Origin of the sequence: Desulfovibrio sp. (assembly GCF_018379785.1) — a bacterium.
GTDB lineage: Bacteria > Desulfobacterota > Desulfovibrionia > Desulfovibrionales > Desulfovibrionaceae > Desulfovibrio.
Map to the genome: position 1 here is coordinate 25427 of NZ_JAGZUV010000046.1, position 17272 is coordinate 42698.

The window sequence follows — 17272 nt, forward strand, 5'->3', positions numbered from 1 at the left end:
AACAAGCGCGGTATTTTTTCACGCACCATAATTCAGGGCCGCCCCCTTCCGGGAGCGGCCCTGTGGTTGCTGATAGAGCAATTCATTCATTTCAAACCCGAATTACTCCGGAAAGCTTAGGCTCTGCTCTCATTAAAACGCCGTCCGCGAAAAGCTGAATTTTTTCGGGCAACAAGGCGCAAAGGAGAAATCGGGCGAAGCCGTGCTTTAGCCGTTGGCGAACTTGTGAGCCGTACGGATAAAGACAGCAGTCAGGTACACGAAAGCCTGTCCGGAGAAATCGCTGTCGCTATCCGTAAGCCGCTTTGCGGCAACGGCTACCAATTTCTTTTTTGCAACGCGGCCGCACGGAAAAAGGCGGCTTTGCAGCAGGCGCTTTTAATGGGGGCTGAACCTAATCCAGGCCCATGGCCTTGCTGATTTTTTTGGCGGCTTTTTTTACTTTTTCCAAAGGGGTCTGTTCCCCGGCCTGCTCAAACTCGCGCAGCAGTTCCTCCTGTTTGGAGGAAAGGCGGGTGGGAGTGAGCACTCTGACTTCCACCAGCAGGTCGCCGCGCTCTCTGCGGCCGGGATAGGGCAGACCCTCGCCCGCCAGGCGCAACAGTGTGCCGCTCTGCACGCCCTTGGGAACTTCCAGGGGCAGGGGGCCGTCGATGCCCGGCACTTCCACCTTGTGGCCCAGGGCGGCCTGCACGAAGCTGACCTCCTGGCTGTAGATCAGGTTCTGGCCCTGGCGCTGCCAGCGTTTGTCCTGCTCCACGGTGAGCACCACATAGAGGTCGCCGGGAGGACCGCCGTGCACGCCCGCCTCGCCCTCGCCGCGTACCCGCAGACGGGTGCCGGTGTCCACGCCGGCGGGTACGCGCACCACCAGTTCGCGCGTATCCGTGACAATGCCTTCCCCCCTGCACTTGGCGCAGGGTTTGGTGATCATCTGCCCCGTGCCCTGACAGATCGGGCAGGGCATGGCAATCTGGAAAAAGCCCTGGGAGCGGCGCACCTGGCCCGTGCCGTTGCACTGCCGGCAGCTTTCGACCTTGCTGCCGGGCGCGGCGCCGCTGCCCTTGCAGTCAGGACAGGTGACGTGCTTGGGCAGGGACAGGGTGATTTCATCGCCCTTGGCCGCCTGGGCGAAACTGACGGTCAGGTTGTAACGCAGATCCGCTCCGGCCATGGCGCGCGGACCGCGCGAAGCCGAGGAAAAGCCGAAGAGATCTCCGAAAATGTCGCTGAAATGGGCGAAAATGTCCTCGGCGCTGCCGAAGCCTCCCACGCCGCTGTTGCCCTGCACGCCCGCGTGCCCAAAGCGGTCATAGCGGGCGCGTTTGTCCGGATCGCGCAGTATGTCGTAAGCCTCGGCGGCCTCCTTGAATCGCTGCTCAGCCTCGGCGTCGCCGGGGTTGTGGTCCGGATGGTATTTCATGGCCATTTTCCGGTAGGCACGCTTGATTTCGTCCTCTCCGGCGGTACGGCTGACACTCAGAACTTCGTAATAGTCGCGCTGCATCATAATTTTCAGGTGCTGTTGCGTTGAGAGCAATTCACAATTGAAAGGAGTGAATTGCCCAGGTGGCCGCATGAGCGGACATCCGCGCCCAAGTGCGAGGAAGCTGCCGGAGGCGGGCAGCCGTGCCCGCTGGCCCAAAAGGGCTTACGGGTATCGGCGGCAGTGCTGAACCGCATCCGTACGGCTCGAAGACTCCCCAACGGCTGCCGCTTCCGCGGCACACGGGCGGCGTAGAGTTTGAAGTGTGCGACATTTCAAACGTAAAAGGCTGTGGTTCCGGTAAGGCGGCGCGCCCGATGCTGACGTCTGTCCCCCGGTTCGCCGCGCGGACCGGGGGACAGAAGGGGCACGCGAATCTGACTCCGCTAACCCTCGGTATTGGGCACGTCCTGCCCGTCGGACAGGGGGTTGTACAGACTTTTGTCGTCCGGCATAACCTTGCCAGCGGCGATTTCACGCAGGGCGGTGACCACTTCCTTGTTGCGCGTTTCCAGCAGGGGTTCATACCCTTCACGGTACTGATGCACGCGTTTGATGGCCATCTGCACCAACAAGAAACGGTTGTCCACGCGTTCCTGACAATCTTCCACAGTAATACGGGCCATGCTGCCTCCGTGTCCGGCCGACCTTGGCGCGCCGACCTCTGTTCCGGGAAATCCGGTTGAAAAATAATACCGCCCGGCCTGTTGTAAAGAGGGCGGGCGAACGAATGCGCCTGAATGCTGAAGCTTTGCCTGCTGAAATAAGATATGATAGAGGGTGGATCACGATCTGTCAAGGACCAACCGCCGCCGGACGTCCGGCGTTTTTCGGAGGAGCCATGCGTTTTGTCTGTCTGTTCGCGGCCTTGAAAAAGCCGTCCGTACCGCCGGGCCAGAGGGTGGATCGCCCGTGAGCCGCGAAAAACGCTCTTTCGCCCAGGAGGTCTGCGTCAAAAGCGCGGGCAAGGCCATGCAGAAAACCGGCATGCTCTGGCCCGGCTGCCGGGTGGGCGTGGCCGTATCCGGCGGCGTGGACAGCTTTGTGCTGCTCAAGACCCTGAAAATCCGTCAGGGCATCGTGCCCTTCCGCTTCGAGCTCATGGCCGTGCATCTCAATCCCGGTTTTGATCCGCACAGTCACGCCGCCCTGCTGCCCTGGCTGGCCCGCGAGGGCATTCCCGCCCATCTGGAAGTGACGGATTACGGACCACAGGCCCATTCGGAACAGAACTTGCGCCGCTCGGCCTGCTTTCGTTGCGCCTGGCTGCGGCGCAAACGCCTGTTCGAGCTCTGCGCGCGCTACGGCCTGACCCATCTGGCCCTGGGTCACAACGCCGAGGACCTGGTGGAGACGTTTTTTCTGAATCTCTGCCGCAACGGCCGGGTGGACGGCATGAGCATGTGCGAGCCCTTTTTCAACGGCGGGCTGCGCCTGATCCGGCCGCTCCTGCTGGTGGAAAAGAAGTACATCCTCAAGGCCGCCCGGCAGTGGGAACTGCCGGTCTGGGCCAATGCCTGCCCTTCCGCCGGACGCACGGCGCGCAGCGCCATGGCCGAAACCTTGTCCGGCCTTTACGGCCTGACCAAGGATGCCCGCCGCAGCATATTTAACGGCCTGATCCGCTGGCAGCTGGATAAAAACAGTCGGCCCGGGGATCAGGACGGCGGAGCGGAGAACGTGGCGCGCTGAGCGGGAGCGCCATCCGGCGAACATTATTTTCAGATGGGCGACAGGCCGCAGGAACCGGCGTCAAGACCGGATTCAGAGTATTTCAACTTTGAAATGCTCTAACGCCGAATATCGCGTTCTTCGGCTGAATGAGCCTTTGAAACGCAAAGCGTTTCAAAGGTAATCTGCTCTAGGAGCTGTTTCTAAATTGGTTCTTTTACCTTCCAGCTTCGTCAAACGTCGCTTTTCACTCTGGTCGAATACCGGATCGCTGCTGTCCCCATTCGTGAGCAGCTTCGCTGCAACGACTGAGGCAAAAGTATACTCCCGTCGTAAAAAGCTCGTTTTCCTCGCTGGAAAGGCAAAACTCCCTGATTTAGAACAACTCCTAGTCCGAGTATAGGTATTTCACCAGCGTTTTGTTGAAAAAGTTGAGCACGCCGTCGGCCATTTTGGTAATGGCCCCGTTGCGCTGCTCCAGATAGTAGACCGCCGGATCGTCGGGCAGCATGAGCAGGCGGTCGCCGGGATTATAAAGATAAAATTCGCCGATGATCAGAGCGTCCGAGCCGGGCATGACGATGGGGCCGAACTCGTCGGCCTTCACGGACAGGCCCGCCATGGAGACGACGGCGCAGTGCGTGAGCAGCTCCCTGAGTTCTTTGGAAAAACCGAACTCCAGCTTTTTCTCCAAAGCCGCCACCGCCTCCGGGCTGAGACCCGGCGCGGCCTTCAGGTCCTCAAATCCGCCCACGGCCGCGTAGAATTCGGGCAGCAGAGCCTGCAAGGCCCGCTTCGCCGGATCCTCAGGAGCGTTGGAAGCGTCGGCAACGGAAGAAGCGGGGGACGTGGGGGTATTTTCCGGCATGAGCTTTTTCTCCTTGCTGCGGATGCGATGCAACGCGAACCGCGAGAAGAACCATACACGTCTGCCGCCGCATTGTCAGCAATGGGAGAGCCGCCCGGCGGGGCGGAATCTCATGACTTGGGGAGTACGCCGCATGGATGAAGGATGTACCGCCCCCCGCGCGGGGCAAGTCCGGAGAATCATTTACCGCCCGCGCATTGACAGGGGCCGGAGCGCACCCTAAACTATTCGCTCCATGCTGTTCGGCAAATACCACATCGTCATCTTCAAGGAAGGGCGCAGCGGCAGCCGCAATCTGCGGATGCGCGGCTGGTTCGGCTTCACGGCCGGCCTGCTGATCCTGGCCTTGATCGCCTGCAACGTCTGGCTCTGGCGGGCCTGGCTCCAGGCGCGCCATCTGGACCAAAACCTGAACAACGCCCAGCGGGTCATTGAGGAGCAGCGCCGCCAGATCGTCAATCTGGCCGGGCGGATCACCGGCGTCAGCCAGGATTTGCAGCGCGTGCAGCGCTTTGATTCCAAGCTGCGGATGATGATGAACATGGAAAAGGACCCGGCCGAAGTGGGCGGCGCGCCCGGCGACTTTTCGCGCGCCTATCTGCCCTTGCACCGGCAGGAACTGGCCGCGCGCAAGATGCAGGATTTTCTTTCCCGCCTTTCCGAATCCGTACGCCTGGAAGAAGTGCGCCAGCAGGATCTTTTGCGCGCCCTGCGCGAAAACCGCGACGCCCTGGCCTCCATGCCGTCCATCTGGCCGGTGGTGGGCTTTATCTCATCCAGTTTCGGCGGACGTTCCTCGCCCTTCGGCGGCGGAGGCCAGTTCCACAAGGGCCTGGACATCAGCAACCGCATGGGCACGCCTGTTCTGGCCCCGGCCCAGGGCGCGGTGATTCTGGCCGCTCGCGACGGCGCCTACGGCAACAGTGTGGAAATCAACCACGGCGGCGGCATTGTCACCAAGTACGGGCACATGCAGCGCTGGGCCGTGCAGCCCGGCCAATGGGTCAAACGCGGCGAGATCATCGGCTATATCGGCATGAGCGGGCGCACTACCGGCCCGCACCTGCATTACGAGGTGCGGCTCAACGGCGTGCCCGTGAATCCCATGCGCTATATTCTGGAGTAGCCCCCGCCTCCGCTTTCGTGTCTCCTTATATTTATGTATAGCTTTGGCTATTGCGGAACAGGGCGGCCCTGGCGTATAGTAAACAGTACGCTGTCGGCACGGTCCGCGCGTATCCGCGTCCTACAGCATTTTGCGTTTGAAATGTGCACATTTCAAACTCTATGCCGCTCGCGTGCTGCGGAAAACGCGGTTTTTCCTTGCACTCGGGCGCAGGTGTCAGTTTACGCGGCCACCAGAGCAATTCACTCTTCAAAGTTGAATTGCCCTTGGGCGTGTATTTTATTCAACTTTGCGGAGGATCAGGATGGCCAAGATCGGTGATATTTCGCTCATCCTCAAGTTGCTGGCCGGGCTTGTGCTCGGCGCGCTGCTGGGCTTTGTGGCCAATGAGGCCGTCATGGACGTGGTGGTGTCGCTGCGGCATATTTTCGGCCAGATCATTTTCTTCCTGGTGCCGCTGGTCATTGTGGGCTTCATTACCCCGGCCATCGTGCGCCTGGGGCAGAACGCCAGCAAGATCCTGGTGGCGGCCGTCTGTCTGGCCTATGCCTCCTCACTGGGCGCGGCCCTGTTTTCCATGACCTCGGGCTATCTGGTCATTCCCCATCTGTCCATCGCCACGGAAACGGAGACCCTGCGAAAGCTGCCGGAAATGGTCTTCCGCCTGGACATTCCGCCGCTGTTCAGCGTCATGAGCGCCCTGGTCACGGCCCTGTTTTTCGGCGTGGCCATCGCCTGGACCAAGTCGGAAACCCTGGGCAAGGTCTTTGCCGAACTGGAACGGATCATGACTTGGCTGGTGACGCGGGTGCTGATCCCCATTCTGCCTTTTTTCGTGGGCCTTTCCTTCATGGGCCTGGCCTATGAAGGCTCGCTGACCAAGCATCTGCCCATTTTCGTGACCATGGTGGTTCTGGTGATCTTCGGCCACTTTATCTGGCTGACCGTCTTGTACGGCATCGCCGGGCTTCTGTCGGGCCGCAATCCCTCCCAGGTCTTCCGCTATTATACGCCCGCCTATCTTACCGCCGTGGGCACCATGTCCAGCGCCGCCACCCTGCCCGTGGCCCTGGAGTGCGCGCGCCGTTCGCCGGTGCTCAGCCGGACCATGGTGGAATTCATGGTGCCGCTGGGCGCCACCGTGCACCTCTGCGGCTCGGTGCTCACGGAGACTTTTTTCTGTATGACCATCAGTCTGATCCTTTACGGCACGTTGCCCTCGGTGGGCACCATGCTGCTGTTCTGCGTGCTCCTGGGGATTTTCGCCGTGGGCGCGCCCGGCGTGCCCGGCGGCACAGTGGTGGCCTCGCTGGGCATCGTGACCGGCGTGCTGGGCTTTGACCAGACCGGCGTAGCCCTGCTCATCGCCATTTTCGCCCTGCAGGACAGCTTCGGCACGGCCTGCAACGTCACCGGCGACGGCGCTCTGACCCTTATGCTGGACGGCATCTTCAACCGTCACGGCGAATTGGGGCCCTTGCAGCACTCGGAGCCTGGTGTTTGATCGTAAAAATTAGGCACTGGGGAGAACGCATGAGCCCGTCCAAACAAGCCTTTCTTGATCTGATCCACCAAGAGGTGGTGCCCGCCCTGGGGTGTACCGAGCCTATCGCCGTGGCCCTCACGGCGGCCAGGGCCGCTGAAGCTCTGGGAGCCGTGCCGGAGCGCCTCTGTGTGGAGGTCAGCGCCAATCTGCTCAAGAACGGCATGGGCGTCATGGTGCCCGGCACCGGCGAGATGGGCCTGAACATAGCGGCGGCGGCGGGCGCGCTGGGCGGCAAGAGCGCCCTGGGGCTGGAATGCCTGCGGGACCTGACGCCTGTCCAGGTGGAAGCGGCCGGGGCCATGCTCAAGGCCGGTCAGGTGGAACTGAAGCTGCCGGGCAATGATCTGCTGCTGTACTGCACGGTGACCGCCGCGGCTGCGGGGCATACGGCCAAGGCCGAGTTGCGGGACAGCCACGCCAATATCACCAGGGTCTGGCGCGACGGTGAGCTGATCTTCGAGAAAGAAGACGCCGCCGGGGAGGGAAACCGGCGCGCCGCCGGAGAGGACTGGCCTCTGACGCTGGCCGGTATTTACAACTTCGCGGCCACGGCCCCGCTGGAGGATATTGCCTTCATTCTGGAGGCCGCGCGCATGAACCGCCGGGTGGCCGAGGAAGGCCTGACCCGCCAGTACGGTCTGGCCGTGGGCAAAAGCATGGACGCCCAGGTGCGGCGGCGCATCCTGGCCGACGACATGCCCACCTTCGCGGTCAAACTCACGGCGGCCGCGGCGGACGCGCGCATGGCCGGGGTGATGATGCCGGTCATGAGCAATTCCGGCAGCGGCAATCAGGGCATCACCTGCACCATGCCGGTGGTGGCCTGCGCCATCCGCCAGGAAAAGAGCGACGAGGAGCTGGCCCGCGCCCTGATCATGAGCCATCTCACGTCCATCCACATCAAGCACCATCTCGGGCGGCTTTCGGCTCACTGCGGGGCCATGGTGGCGGGCACGGCCGCAGCCTGCGGCATTGCCATGCTCCTGGGCGGCGGGCTGAAGGAAATGGAAATGACCGTGCGCAACATGGTGGGCAACATCGCGGGCATGATCTGCGACGGGGCCAAGAGTTCCTGCGCGCTCAAGGTCGCTTCGGCCGTGGGAGCGGGCATCCAGGCCGTGATGCTGGCCATGGAGGGTTCCGCCGTGCCCGGCAACGAAGGCATCGTGGACGAGGACATTGAAATCTGCATCGCCAATCTGGGTCGTCTGGGCTCCACGGGCATGCGCGAGACGGACAAGGTGATTCTGGACATCATGCTGCATAAAAAATAGGCCGCTATGGGAATTTTGCCCGCCAGCTGCGCCAAACGTCGCTTTTTATTCCGATCGCGTACGATAAGAGTACGCTCTCGTCATAAAAAGTTTGTTTTCCTTGCTGGCGGGCAAAATTCCCATAGCGAAAGTGAAAAAGCAGCCCGGAAGTGAGAGCCTCCGGGCTGCTTGTGTTTGTTTTATAGTGGAGAACTATATCCTGGGTTGCCCGATGCCCGGCAGGGCCCGCTCCAGGGCATGCCCGATGCCCAGAAGGCGGGCTTCGCCGAAGGCCGGGCCGATGAGTTGCAGGCCCACGGGCATCTTGCTTTCCGCGCCCAGGCCCACGGGCAGGGACAGGCCGGGCAGGCCCGCCAGATTCAGGGACAGGGTATAGGCGTCCATGAGATAGGCCTGCAGCGGATCGGCGGCATGGCTGCCCAGATCCCAGGCCGTCACCGGCGAGACCGGGGCGCAGAGGACGTCGCACTGCTCCAGGGCGGCCAGGTATTCATCGCGGATCAGGCGGCGCACCTGGGCGGCTTTGCGGTAATAGGCGTCATAATAACCGGATGAGAGCACATAGGCTCCGAGCATGATCCGGCGTTTGACTTCCTGGCCGAAGCCTTCGGAACGGGATTTGACGTAGAGTTCTTCCAGATTTTTAACGTCCGGAGCGCGGCGGCCGTAGCGCACGCCGTCAAAGCGGGCCAGATTGGAACTGGCCTCGGCCATGGCGATGATATAGTAGGTGGCGATGGCCGCGTCGGTATGCGGCAGGCTCACTTCCACCGGTTCCGCGCCCAGCTCCCGCGCGCGCGCCAGGGCTGTTTCGCAGGCCGCGCGCACTTCCGGAGCCAGACCGTCGCCGAAGAATTCTTTGGGCAGGCCCAGGCGGATGCCCTTGAGGTCCGCGCCGTTCCCGAGCAGGGCCGCCGCGTAGTCTTCCACGGGCCGGGGATCGCAGGTGCCGTCGCGCGGGTCGTGTCCGGCAATAACCGAAAGCACGCGGGCGCAGTCTTCCACCGAGCGGGTCAGGGGACCGATCTGGTCCAGGGACGAGCCGTAGGCGATGAGCCCGTAGCGGGACACCCTGCCGTAGGTGGGCTTGAGGCCCACGCAGCCGCAGAACGAGGCGGGCTGGCGGATGGAGCCGCCCGTATCCGTACCCAGCGAGGCGAAGCACTGCCCGGCCGCCACCGAGGCCGCCGAACCGCCGGAGGAGCCGCCCGGCACCTTGGCCGTGTTCCAGGGGTTGCGGGTTTTCTGGTAGGCGGAATTTTCCGTGCCCGAACCCATGGCGAATTCGTCCAGGTTGGCCTTGCCCAGCAGCACGGCTCCGGCCCGGCGCAGTTTTTCCACGGCAAAGGCGTCGTAGACGGGCACAAATCCTTCCAGAATACGCGAACCCGCCGTGGTGGGCAGCCCTTTGGTGGACAAGGCGTCCTTGACGGTCACGGGCACGCCCCAGAGCGGTTGGGCCGGGTCCGGCCCGGCCGCGTCCAGCTCACGGGCGCGCGCCAGCGCGCCTTCCGCGTCCACGCGCAGCATGGCGGCAATCCGGGGTTCCGTGGCCTCCATGCGCGTCAGGCAGGCCCGCGCGGCTTCCTCGGCGCTGATTTCCTTTTTCTGCAAAGCCCCGGCAACAGCCGTGAGCGAAAGCGAACAGATCTCGGTCATGTAAACGTCCTTAGAGCATTCTTACAATAAAATTGCCCTGTACTGTTAGAGCATTTTGCGCTTGAAATTATCGCTTAACGGCAAAGTAAACTCGCCTTGCGATAATTTCGCGGTGCGGATTTTCCGTGAAAATCCGCACCGCGCGTTGAGATATTTTCAATATCAAAACGCTCTAAAATGCCCGGCCTTGTGAAACGAAGCAAACAAGGTCCGCGAAATTTATTCTATACGATCCGTGGGACGATGAAGTATTCCCCGTCCGCTTCCGGCGCGTTGGCCAGCACTTCCTCGCGCGAGCGCCGGTTGACGGCCCGGTCCTCGCGGCCCTCGGCCGCGTGTTGCACCGGGCTGTACAAGGGGTCCACATTCTCGGTGTTCACCCGGGCGAGCACATCCATGTAGCCCAGAATGTCCCCGAACTGGCGGGCGAAGAGTTTCTGTTCCTCGTCGCTGACGCGCAGCCGGGAAAGCGCAGCCATGTGCGCCACTTCCTCCCGGCTGATGTTGTTAGGTTCTGCCATGGTCAATCCTTATTCCGTGTTCGGTCTCAGCGCCGCGTGGGCAGGCGCAGTTTGTACGAAGGTTGCGGCGTGCTGCTCAGGGGCAGCGCCGACGGCGTCGCGCCGGGCTGGACCGTTCCGCTCTGGTCCGGCGTCTGCCCGGCGGCGGGCGGCAGGCCGGGCACCAGGGGGTTGCCCTCGGCGTCCACGGCGGGCAGGCCCTGCATGCGCAGCGCGGCACGTTGCAGCACGGCGGCGCGGGTCTGCTGGAATTGCCCCAAGTCCAGCGGCGTCATGCCCGTGGGCGAGGCCTGGAAGATGAAGAGCTGCTGATGGGCCACGCCCGTGCTGTCCCAGGTGATGGGGGCCATGGCCCGGATCATCTGCGTTGCGCGCCCGGCCCTGGCAGTGATTTCCGGCGCGCTCAGGCGTGAATTCAGCCCCAGGTTGACGGCGAAACGGGTGAAATCATAGCCCAGGGCCACCCAGAAGTCGTTGCCCGGCGCCTGCAGGGCGCGCGGGGCACGCGCCGCGTTCCACGCGCCGGGAAACACGGCCAACGCGTATTTTTCCGCATTGGGCACTATCTTGCCGGACAGGCTCTGCTCCCAGAGGGTTGTGCCCAGCAGCACCAGGCGGTCTTCTCCGTTATAGAGCAGGCTGGTTGTCAGCATGTCCATGCTTTTCCAGGAATCGGGCAGGAAGAGGGCCTCAAAGGCGGTCTGGGGCACGGGCGTGCTGCTGCCCTCGGCCTGGGTGGCGTTGATCAGCGGGGCCACGGCGGTACTCCAGGAACTGACGTCCGCCGGATCATAGGAGGCCTTGTGCAGCACCATGTTCTGGCCGGCGAGGCTCTGCTCCAGCATGCCGGTCATGCGCGCGCCGTAGGCGTCCGTGGGGTAGAAGGCGCCGTAGGTGCGGATGTTCAGATCGTTTGTGGCAAAGCTGATCAGGGCGTCGATCTGGTCCTGCGGGCTGGGAAAAAAGCGCCAGGCGCGCGCGCCCTCGTCGCCCTGCTCCAGACTGGGCAGGAAGGTGAAAAAGGCCCGTTGGTCCACGGCTCCGGCGGAGCGGGCCTGGGCATAGTTGCGGGCCTGCAGCGGCCCGCCCACCACAGCGCATTCCGGGGGCAGGGCCGACAGCCTGCTCAGCCAGTCCGGGGCTTCGGTGTTCACGGTTTCCAGACGTATCTTGATGCCGTCGGCGGCCAGTTCCTGACGGGCCAGACCCGCGCCTCGGCTGATCTTGCCGCCGATGGGCGCGTACGGGCCCGAGGCGGGCAGAGCCAGGACCACGCAGGGGCCCTGGGCCGCGGCGGGCGTGGCGGGTCTGACCGGCGCGGTATCGCGTTTGCCGAAGGGCATCTGGCAGGCTGCCAGCATGAGCAGCACGGGCAGAACAAGGGCCGGCCGCGGGAAAGCATGCCGGGGGAAAAAAGTCGGGCGGACGGACATAGGCGCTACCTGCCCGCCCGGTACGGCAGTGGTCCCCGGCGGCAGGCGGCCAGGTTGAAAAAGGCCGCGATCAGCGGGGCGGGGGGACAGAAACGCAAAAAATGACGCAGGCTACGCATGGCGGCTCCTCCGAAAATAAAAAAGGCCTGACCTTTTATGGTCAGACCTTTTTAGTACAGCACAGGAATACTGGCAAGCCGGGCAACCCGGCACTCTGTCTTTTTCCTTGCTGCCGGGTCAGAAAAGCGGGCTTATCTTCCTGACAGGCGAACAAAATCCTGTGCCGCCAAAGGGGTTCTTATTTCTTTACTTCAGTGTAATCGGCGTCCACCACGTCGTCGTTGCCGCCGGCGGAGGAAGCGCCCGCTCCGGCGTCAGGACCGGGCTGGCCGCCCGCGGCCCCGGCGTTCTGCTGGGCCTGCTGCTGGTAGAGCTGTTCGGCCAGCTTGTGCGAAGCCTTGGCCAGTTCCTCGGTGGCGTTCTTGATGGCTGCGGCGTCTTCGCCTTCCATGAGCTTGCGCAGGGAGGCGATTTTGCCTTCAATGTCGCTCTTCACGGCGGCGTCGGCCTTGTCGCCCAGGTCGGCCAGGGATTTTTCCGTGCCGTAGATCAGGCTGTCGGCATGGTTGCGGGCCTCAATGATCTCCTGCTTCTTTTTGTCGTCGCTGGCGTGGGCTTCGGCCTCGCGCACCAGACGCTGGATATCCTGCTCGGACAGGCCGGAGGAAGCCGTGATCTTGATGGACTGTTCCTTGCCGGTGCCCATGTCCTTGGCCGAGACGTTGACGATGCCGTTGGCGTCGATGTCAAAGGAAACCTCGATCTGCGGCACGCCGCGCGGGGCCGGCGGAATGCCGGTGAGGTCGAAGCGGGCCAGGGTCATGTTGTCGTTGGCCATGGGCCGTTCGCCCTGGAGCACGTGGATGGACACCGAGGGCTGGTTGTCCGCCGCCGTGGTGAATATCTGGCTCTTGCGCGTGGGGATGGTGGTATTGCGCTCAATAAGCTTGGTGAACACGCCGCCCATGGTTTCAATGCCCAGGGAGAGCGGCGTCACGTCGAGCAGCAGCACGTCCTTCACGTCGCCGGTGAGGATGCCGCCCTGGATGGCGGCGCCCATGGCCACGACTTCGTCGGGGTTCACCGAGCGGTTGGGCTCCTTGCCGAAGAATTTGCCCACCACCTGCTGGATCAGAGGCATACGGGTCATGCCGCCGACCAGGATGACTTCGTCGATCTGGTTGGGGTCAAGGCCGGCATCGGTCAGAGCCTTGTTGCAGGGCTCAATGGTACGATCCGCAAGATCGCTGACCAGGGATTCCAGCTTGGCCCGGCTGAGCTTGATCAGAAGATGCTTGGGGCCGTTCTGGTCGGCGGTGATGAAGGGCAGGTTGATCTCGGTCTCCATGGCCGTGGACAGGTCTTTCTTGGCCTTTTCCGCGGCTTCTTTCAGGCGCTGGAGGGCCATGCTGTCCTTGGACAGATCGATGCCGTTTTCCTTTTTGAATTCTTCCACCAGCCAGTTGATGATACGCTGGTCGAAGTCCTCGCCGCCCAGGAAGGTGTCGCCGTTGGTGGCGCGCACTTCCACGACGTTGTCGCCCACTTCCAGAATGGAAATATCAAAGGTGCCGCCGCCCAGGTCGAAGACGGCGATCTTTTCATTGGCTTTTTTGTCCGAACCGTAGGCCAGGGAGGCGGCCGTGGGTTCGTTGATGATGCGCTTGACTTCCAGGCCGGCGATGCGGCCCGCGTCCTTGGTGGCCTGGCGCTGGGCGTCGTTGAAGTAGGCGGGCACGGTGATCACCGCTTCGGTGACCGGCTCGCCCAGATAGGCTTCGGCGTCGGCCTTGAGCTTGGCCAGGATCATGGCCGAGATTTCAGGCGCGCTGTAGATGCGGCCGTCCACTTCCACCCCGGCGTCGTCATTGGGGGCCTTGGTGATGAGATAGGGGGAATGCTCTTTCCAGCGTTCAACTTCAGGGCTGTCGTATTTGCGGCCCATCAGGCGCTTGATGGCGAAAATGGTACGTTTGGGGTTGGTCACGGCCTGGCGTTTGGCGATTTCGCCCACCAGCCGTTCCTTGTCGGTAAAGGCGACCACCGAAGGGGTGGTGCGGCCGCCTTCGGGATTGGTGATGCATTTGGGGTCCTTGCCCTCCATGACGTAAACGCAGGAGTTTGTGGTACCCAGGTCAATACCGATGATTTTGGACATATGTGTATCCTCCTCAGGGAAATCTAGAGCATATTACCTTTGAAACCTTACATGTTTCAAAGGGGCATTCCGGCAAAAACGCGGTTTTGCCGGAATCCGCGCCGCTTCGCGGCGCGCCTCACCGGGTTCGGCGTTAGAGCGTTTCAAAGGTGAAATGCTCTAAGCCTTGTCGAAGTCATATTTCCCGCGCCGCGGACGGCGTCGGCGCTCTCTTCCGTCAGGCTGCCGACCCGGGCGAATCCGCCTGTTCCGGGGCTGCCGGCGGACGTTGAAAATACAAAGTTTCAGGCGGCCATGCCGCGCGGAGAATAAAGTAAGTCCTTCTTCGGCCGCGTCCAGTGCCGGGCGGAAAATTTTTACAAAAAAACCTGTTTTCCGTGGGGATTCCGTTGACGCCATTTGCGGCACGGTGTTAGTGATTTTTTTAACAATATAAACGGGATTGTCGCAAAGGAGGACATATGGACAGCAACAGACGGCATTTGCTCTGCGGCCTGGGGGGATTGGCCGTGGGCGGCGCCATGGCGGGGCTGGTCGCTCCGGCTCTTGCCGCGCCGCAGGCCGCGCCCGCTCCCGGCGCGCGTTTCGCCCAGGTGGGCGGCGAGTTCGGCTGGCAGCCGCACAAACTCAATGCGGACGAATGCGCGCCAGTGGCCTATGAAGGCTACTGGCACAAGGGCTATGCCTGCGGTTACGGCACGTTTTACGGCATCATCGGCATGATGGGCGAGAAATTCGGCGCGCCGTACAACCAGTTTCCCTTTGCCATGCTGGAAGCCAACAAGGGCGGCATTTCCGACTGGGGAACCATCTGCGGCGCGCTCTACGGCGCGGCGGCGGCCTTCGCCCTGTTCTGGGGCCGCAAGGAGCGCACCCCCATGGTCAACGAGCTGTTCCGCTGGTATGAAGCCACGGCTCTGCCCATCTACAATCCGGGCGACGCGGCCACGGGCTTCAAGGGAACCCTGCCCGCCGGCGTTTCGGATTCCGTGCTCTGCCACATTTCAGTATCCAAATGGTGTTACCAAAACAAGATTGAGGCCAACAGCAAACAGCGCAGCGAACGCTGCGGCCGCCTTACCGCCGATGTCTGCCGCAAGGCCATTGAAATCATGAATGCCAAGATCGAGCAGGGCAAGAATTACAAGGGGACGTTCCCGATCCGGAAAGCTGTGGCCGGTTGCGGCGAATGCCACATGACCAAGGGCAACGAGGCCAACTGGGGCAAGGGCGTTATGGACTGTACCCCCTGCCACAGCGGCGGCAAGGCTGTGGCGGACAAGTTCAAGGACCACCCGTAGGAGCTGCTGCCCCATCGGTGTTGTCTTTATCCGTCGCTCTCTGGCCTCATCCGTATGCAACTCCGCTGCAACGGCTGAGGCCAGAGTATACTCCCCCCGCAACAATTTGTTTTCCTTGACGGAAAGCAAGAGGCCGGAGCAATGCTCCGGCCTCTTCCGCTGCTTATGGACGACGTTGCGGCAACGGCCGCCGGTCAGGCAGCCGGATCGGAGGATGCGTTGAGTTCGCGCGGCCCTTCTTCACTATGCAAGGCGGCGGCTGTTTCGGTTTCCTCCACGCGGATTTCATTCAGCAGTTCTTTGAGGGAATGGGCTTGATCCGTCATTTCCCGCACTTCCAGGGCGGCCTTTTTCATGGCTTCGGCCATGGTGGCGCTCAGGACGTTTACATCGGAAATATGCCGGTTGATTTCCTCGGCGGCGGCGGACTGCTCCGTGGCGGCGGTGGCGATGGCCGCCGCGCGGCTGCTGGAATCCTCGGCCAGGGCGGAAATTTCTTCGAGCGAACGGCCTGAATCCTGGGCCATGCCGGTCACTTCCTCAATGGCGGCCACGGCGTCCTCCACCGTGGCGGCGCTTTTGTCCGTACCCTGCTGGATGGCCTCAATGGCGGATTCCACTTCGCGAGTGGCGTTCATGGTCTTTTCGGCCAGCTTGCGCACTTCGTCGGCCACCACGGCAAAGCCGCGCCCGGCCTCGCCCGCGCGGGCCGCCTCAATGGCCGCGTTGAGCGCCAGCAGGTTGGTCTGGTCCGCGATGTCGCGGATCAGGGTGAGCACCTGTTTCAGGCCCAAAGAGCGTTCCTGCACGGATTTGATATTCTCGATGGTGCGCAGCATGAGGTCCGTGCCGCCCTGGGCCCTTTCCTGCACCGAGGCCGAGGATTGGGCCGCGCTTTCGGCATTGCCCGCCACTTCCAGCACGGTGGAGTTCATTTCCTCCATGGCCGTGGCGGTTTCCGCCATGCGCTCGGCCACTTGATCGCTTTTGGCCTTGGTGTCGCCCAGTTGGGCGCTGAGGGCTTCGGCCGCGGCGTTGAGCCCGGTCACCACGCTTTTCAGACGGGCGTTCACGGAAATGCGGGTGCGTCTGGAGTTGTCTTCCACCTGCTTCAGGCGCAGTTCCTCGGTGACGTCCATGCCCATTTCCACATGACCCACAGGCGTGCCCTGGGGATCGAGCAGATAGTGGATGACCATTTTCATGGCCTTGCCGTTGGGCATATGGTTGATGACCGTATGCTGCCCCCGGCGCAGGCATTCAATGCCGCAGTTGGGGGTGTCGCAGAGATTGCCCTTGCGGGTCGAGCAATGCCGCCCCAGAATCTCGGCGGGCGAGGTCTTGCCCATGGATTTGAGCGCCGCCGTATTACAGAAGGTCCAGTGCATGTCCATATCCGTGACGGTCACGGAGTAGGGTATGCTGTTGAGAATGCTCTCATACCAGTGGGCCTGCTGGCGCAGCTTGCCGACCATATTCCGCAGGGATTCGGCCAGATGGCCGAGACAGTCCGCGCGGTAAAATTCCAGTTCCCGCTCTTCGCCCCGGCTCACGGCGTCGGCATAGGCCACCAGAGTGTAAATGGGATTGAGCCGGCGGTGGATGAACACGCCGCCCACAACCGCGATGAGCGCGATGAACACCAGGCTGTACAGCAGGCTTTCACGCGCGGAGCTCGCGATCAGCTCGGTGGCCTCCAGGCTTTGCTGGAAACGCAGCAATTCATGGAAAGGTTGTCCTACCAGGGCGTAACCGATGACCAGCAGACCGGCCCAGGCCAGAAGCATGGCGACGACAAACGCAATAATGATTTTAGTGCTGAGCCTTAGACGCATGAAACCCCCTTGGCTGCTGTGGTCCCAGAAGCAAAGGCCGTTTGAATCGGCGGGATACGACATCTCATGTCGCCCGATCCGGCATGGAGCCCAAATAACATATCGCTGCCGATAAGTGCTTTTTCGGACAATGTCCGAAAAACATGATACCAAGGAATTTTTTTTATGAGTATGCGGCAGGAACGCGCTCGCGTCCAGACAGGAGGCGTATTTTTCAGGCGCTTTCTTTAAAGAGAATCAAAACCACCCGCATAGCGGGTGGTTTGCTCCAGCCCTATAAGGGCTTGTTACCGGCCAGCGTCTAAAGGCGCCGGCTTTCACTTTGTTCAAGCCC

At 62.2% G+C, this 17272-nt stretch carries 13 protein-coding genes; 5 read left to right on the plus strand and 8 right to left on the minus strand.

Translation table 11 applies throughout. From position 1 onward, the window contains the following. Positions 1–394 precede the first annotated feature (394 nt). Positions 395–1510, minus strand: a complete 1116-nt coding sequence (gene dnaJ / locus KH208_RS10475; RefSeq protein WP_291436093.1) for a molecular chaperone DnaJ — start codon at positions 1508–1510, stop codon at positions 395–397. 362 nt (positions 1511–1872) lie between these two features. After that, on the minus strand, positions 1873–2112 hold the full coding sequence (gene rpoZ, locus KH208_RS10480; RefSeq protein ID WP_291436095.1) for a DNA-directed RNA polymerase subunit omega: 240 nt from the start codon (positions 2110–2112) through the stop codon (positions 1873–1875). 286 nt (positions 2113–2398) lie between these two features. Between rpoZ and KH208_RS10485 the strand changes: the two genes are divergently transcribed. After that, the gene (locus KH208_RS10485) at positions 2399–3178 is read left to right on the plus strand and encodes a tRNA 2-thiocytidine biosynthesis TtcA family protein (RefSeq protein WP_291436098.1); all 780 of its coding nucleotides are present in this window, start codon (positions 2399–2401) and stop codon (positions 3176–3178) included. A 367-nt stretch (positions 3179–3545) separates the two neighbouring features. Here KH208_RS10485 and KH208_RS10490 read toward each other — a convergent pair whose 3' ends face one another. Continuing rightward, positions 3546–4025 (minus strand): SMI1/KNR4 family protein, encoded by a 480-nt coding sequence (locus KH208_RS10490; protein WP_291436100.1) that lies wholly within the window; start codon positions 4023–4025, stop codon positions 3546–3548. 235 nt (positions 4026–4260) lie between these two features. Between KH208_RS10490 and KH208_RS10495 the strand changes: the two genes are divergently transcribed. From KH208_RS10495 to KH208_RS10505, 3 genes are all read left to right on the plus strand, one after another. Further along, positions 4261–5151, plus strand: coding sequence for a M23 family metallopeptidase (locus KH208_RS10495; RefSeq protein WP_291436102.1), 891 nt, complete (start codon positions 4261–4263; stop codon positions 5149–5151). Positions 5152–5455: 304 nt separating this feature from the next. Further along, positions 5456–6655 (plus strand): dicarboxylate/amino acid:cation symporter, encoded by a 1200-nt coding sequence (locus tag KH208_RS10500; protein WP_291436104.1) that lies wholly within the window; start codon positions 5456–5458, stop codon positions 6653–6655. A gap of 29 nt (positions 6656–6684) precedes the next feature. Then, positions 6685–7971, plus strand: a complete 1287-nt coding sequence (locus KH208_RS10505) for a serine dehydratase subunit alpha family protein (RefSeq protein ID WP_291436105.1) — start codon at positions 6685–6687, stop codon at positions 7969–7971. Between the two features lie 192 nt (positions 7972–8163). Here KH208_RS10505 and gatA read toward each other — a convergent pair whose 3' ends face one another. From gatA to dnaK, 4 genes are all read right to left on the minus strand, one after another. Further along, positions 8164–9630 carry an Asp-tRNA(Asn)/Glu-tRNA(Gln) amidotransferase subunit GatA gene (gene gatA, locus KH208_RS10510; protein WP_291436106.1) on the minus strand — a complete coding sequence of 489 codons (1467 nt, stop codon included), beginning with the start codon at positions 9628–9630 and terminating at the stop codon, positions 8164–8166. Between the two features lie 224 nt (positions 9631–9854). Next, entirely contained in the window at positions 9855–10151 is a 297-nt protein-coding gene (gene gatC / locus KH208_RS10515) for an Asp-tRNA(Asn)/Glu-tRNA(Gln) amidotransferase subunit GatC (RefSeq protein WP_291436108.1), read from the minus strand. 26 nt (positions 10152–10177) lie between these two features. Beyond that, complete coding sequence (locus KH208_RS10520) at positions 10178–11584, minus strand: hypothetical protein (protein WP_291436109.1); 1407 nt, start codon at positions 11582–11584, stop codon at positions 10178–10180. Positions 11585–11882: 298 nt separating this feature from the next. Then, positions 11883–13802, minus strand: a complete 1920-nt coding sequence (gene dnaK / locus KH208_RS10525) for a molecular chaperone DnaK (protein ID WP_291436111.1) — start codon at positions 13800–13802, stop codon at positions 11883–11885. Between the two features lie 461 nt (positions 13803–14263). Between dnaK and KH208_RS10530 the strand changes: the two genes are divergently transcribed. Next, positions 14264–15103: a C-GCAxxG-C-C family (seleno)protein gene (locus tag KH208_RS10530; protein WP_291436113.1), complete on the plus strand. Its 840-nt coding sequence runs from the start codon at positions 14264–14266 to the stop codon at positions 15101–15103. A gap of 194 nt (positions 15104–15297) precedes the next feature. Here KH208_RS10530 and KH208_RS10535 read toward each other — a convergent pair whose 3' ends face one another. Next, positions 15298–16938, minus strand: a complete 1641-nt coding sequence (locus KH208_RS10535; RefSeq protein WP_291436115.1) for a methyl-accepting chemotaxis protein — start codon at positions 16936–16938, stop codon at positions 15298–15300. Positions 16939–17272 lie beyond the last annotated feature (334 nt).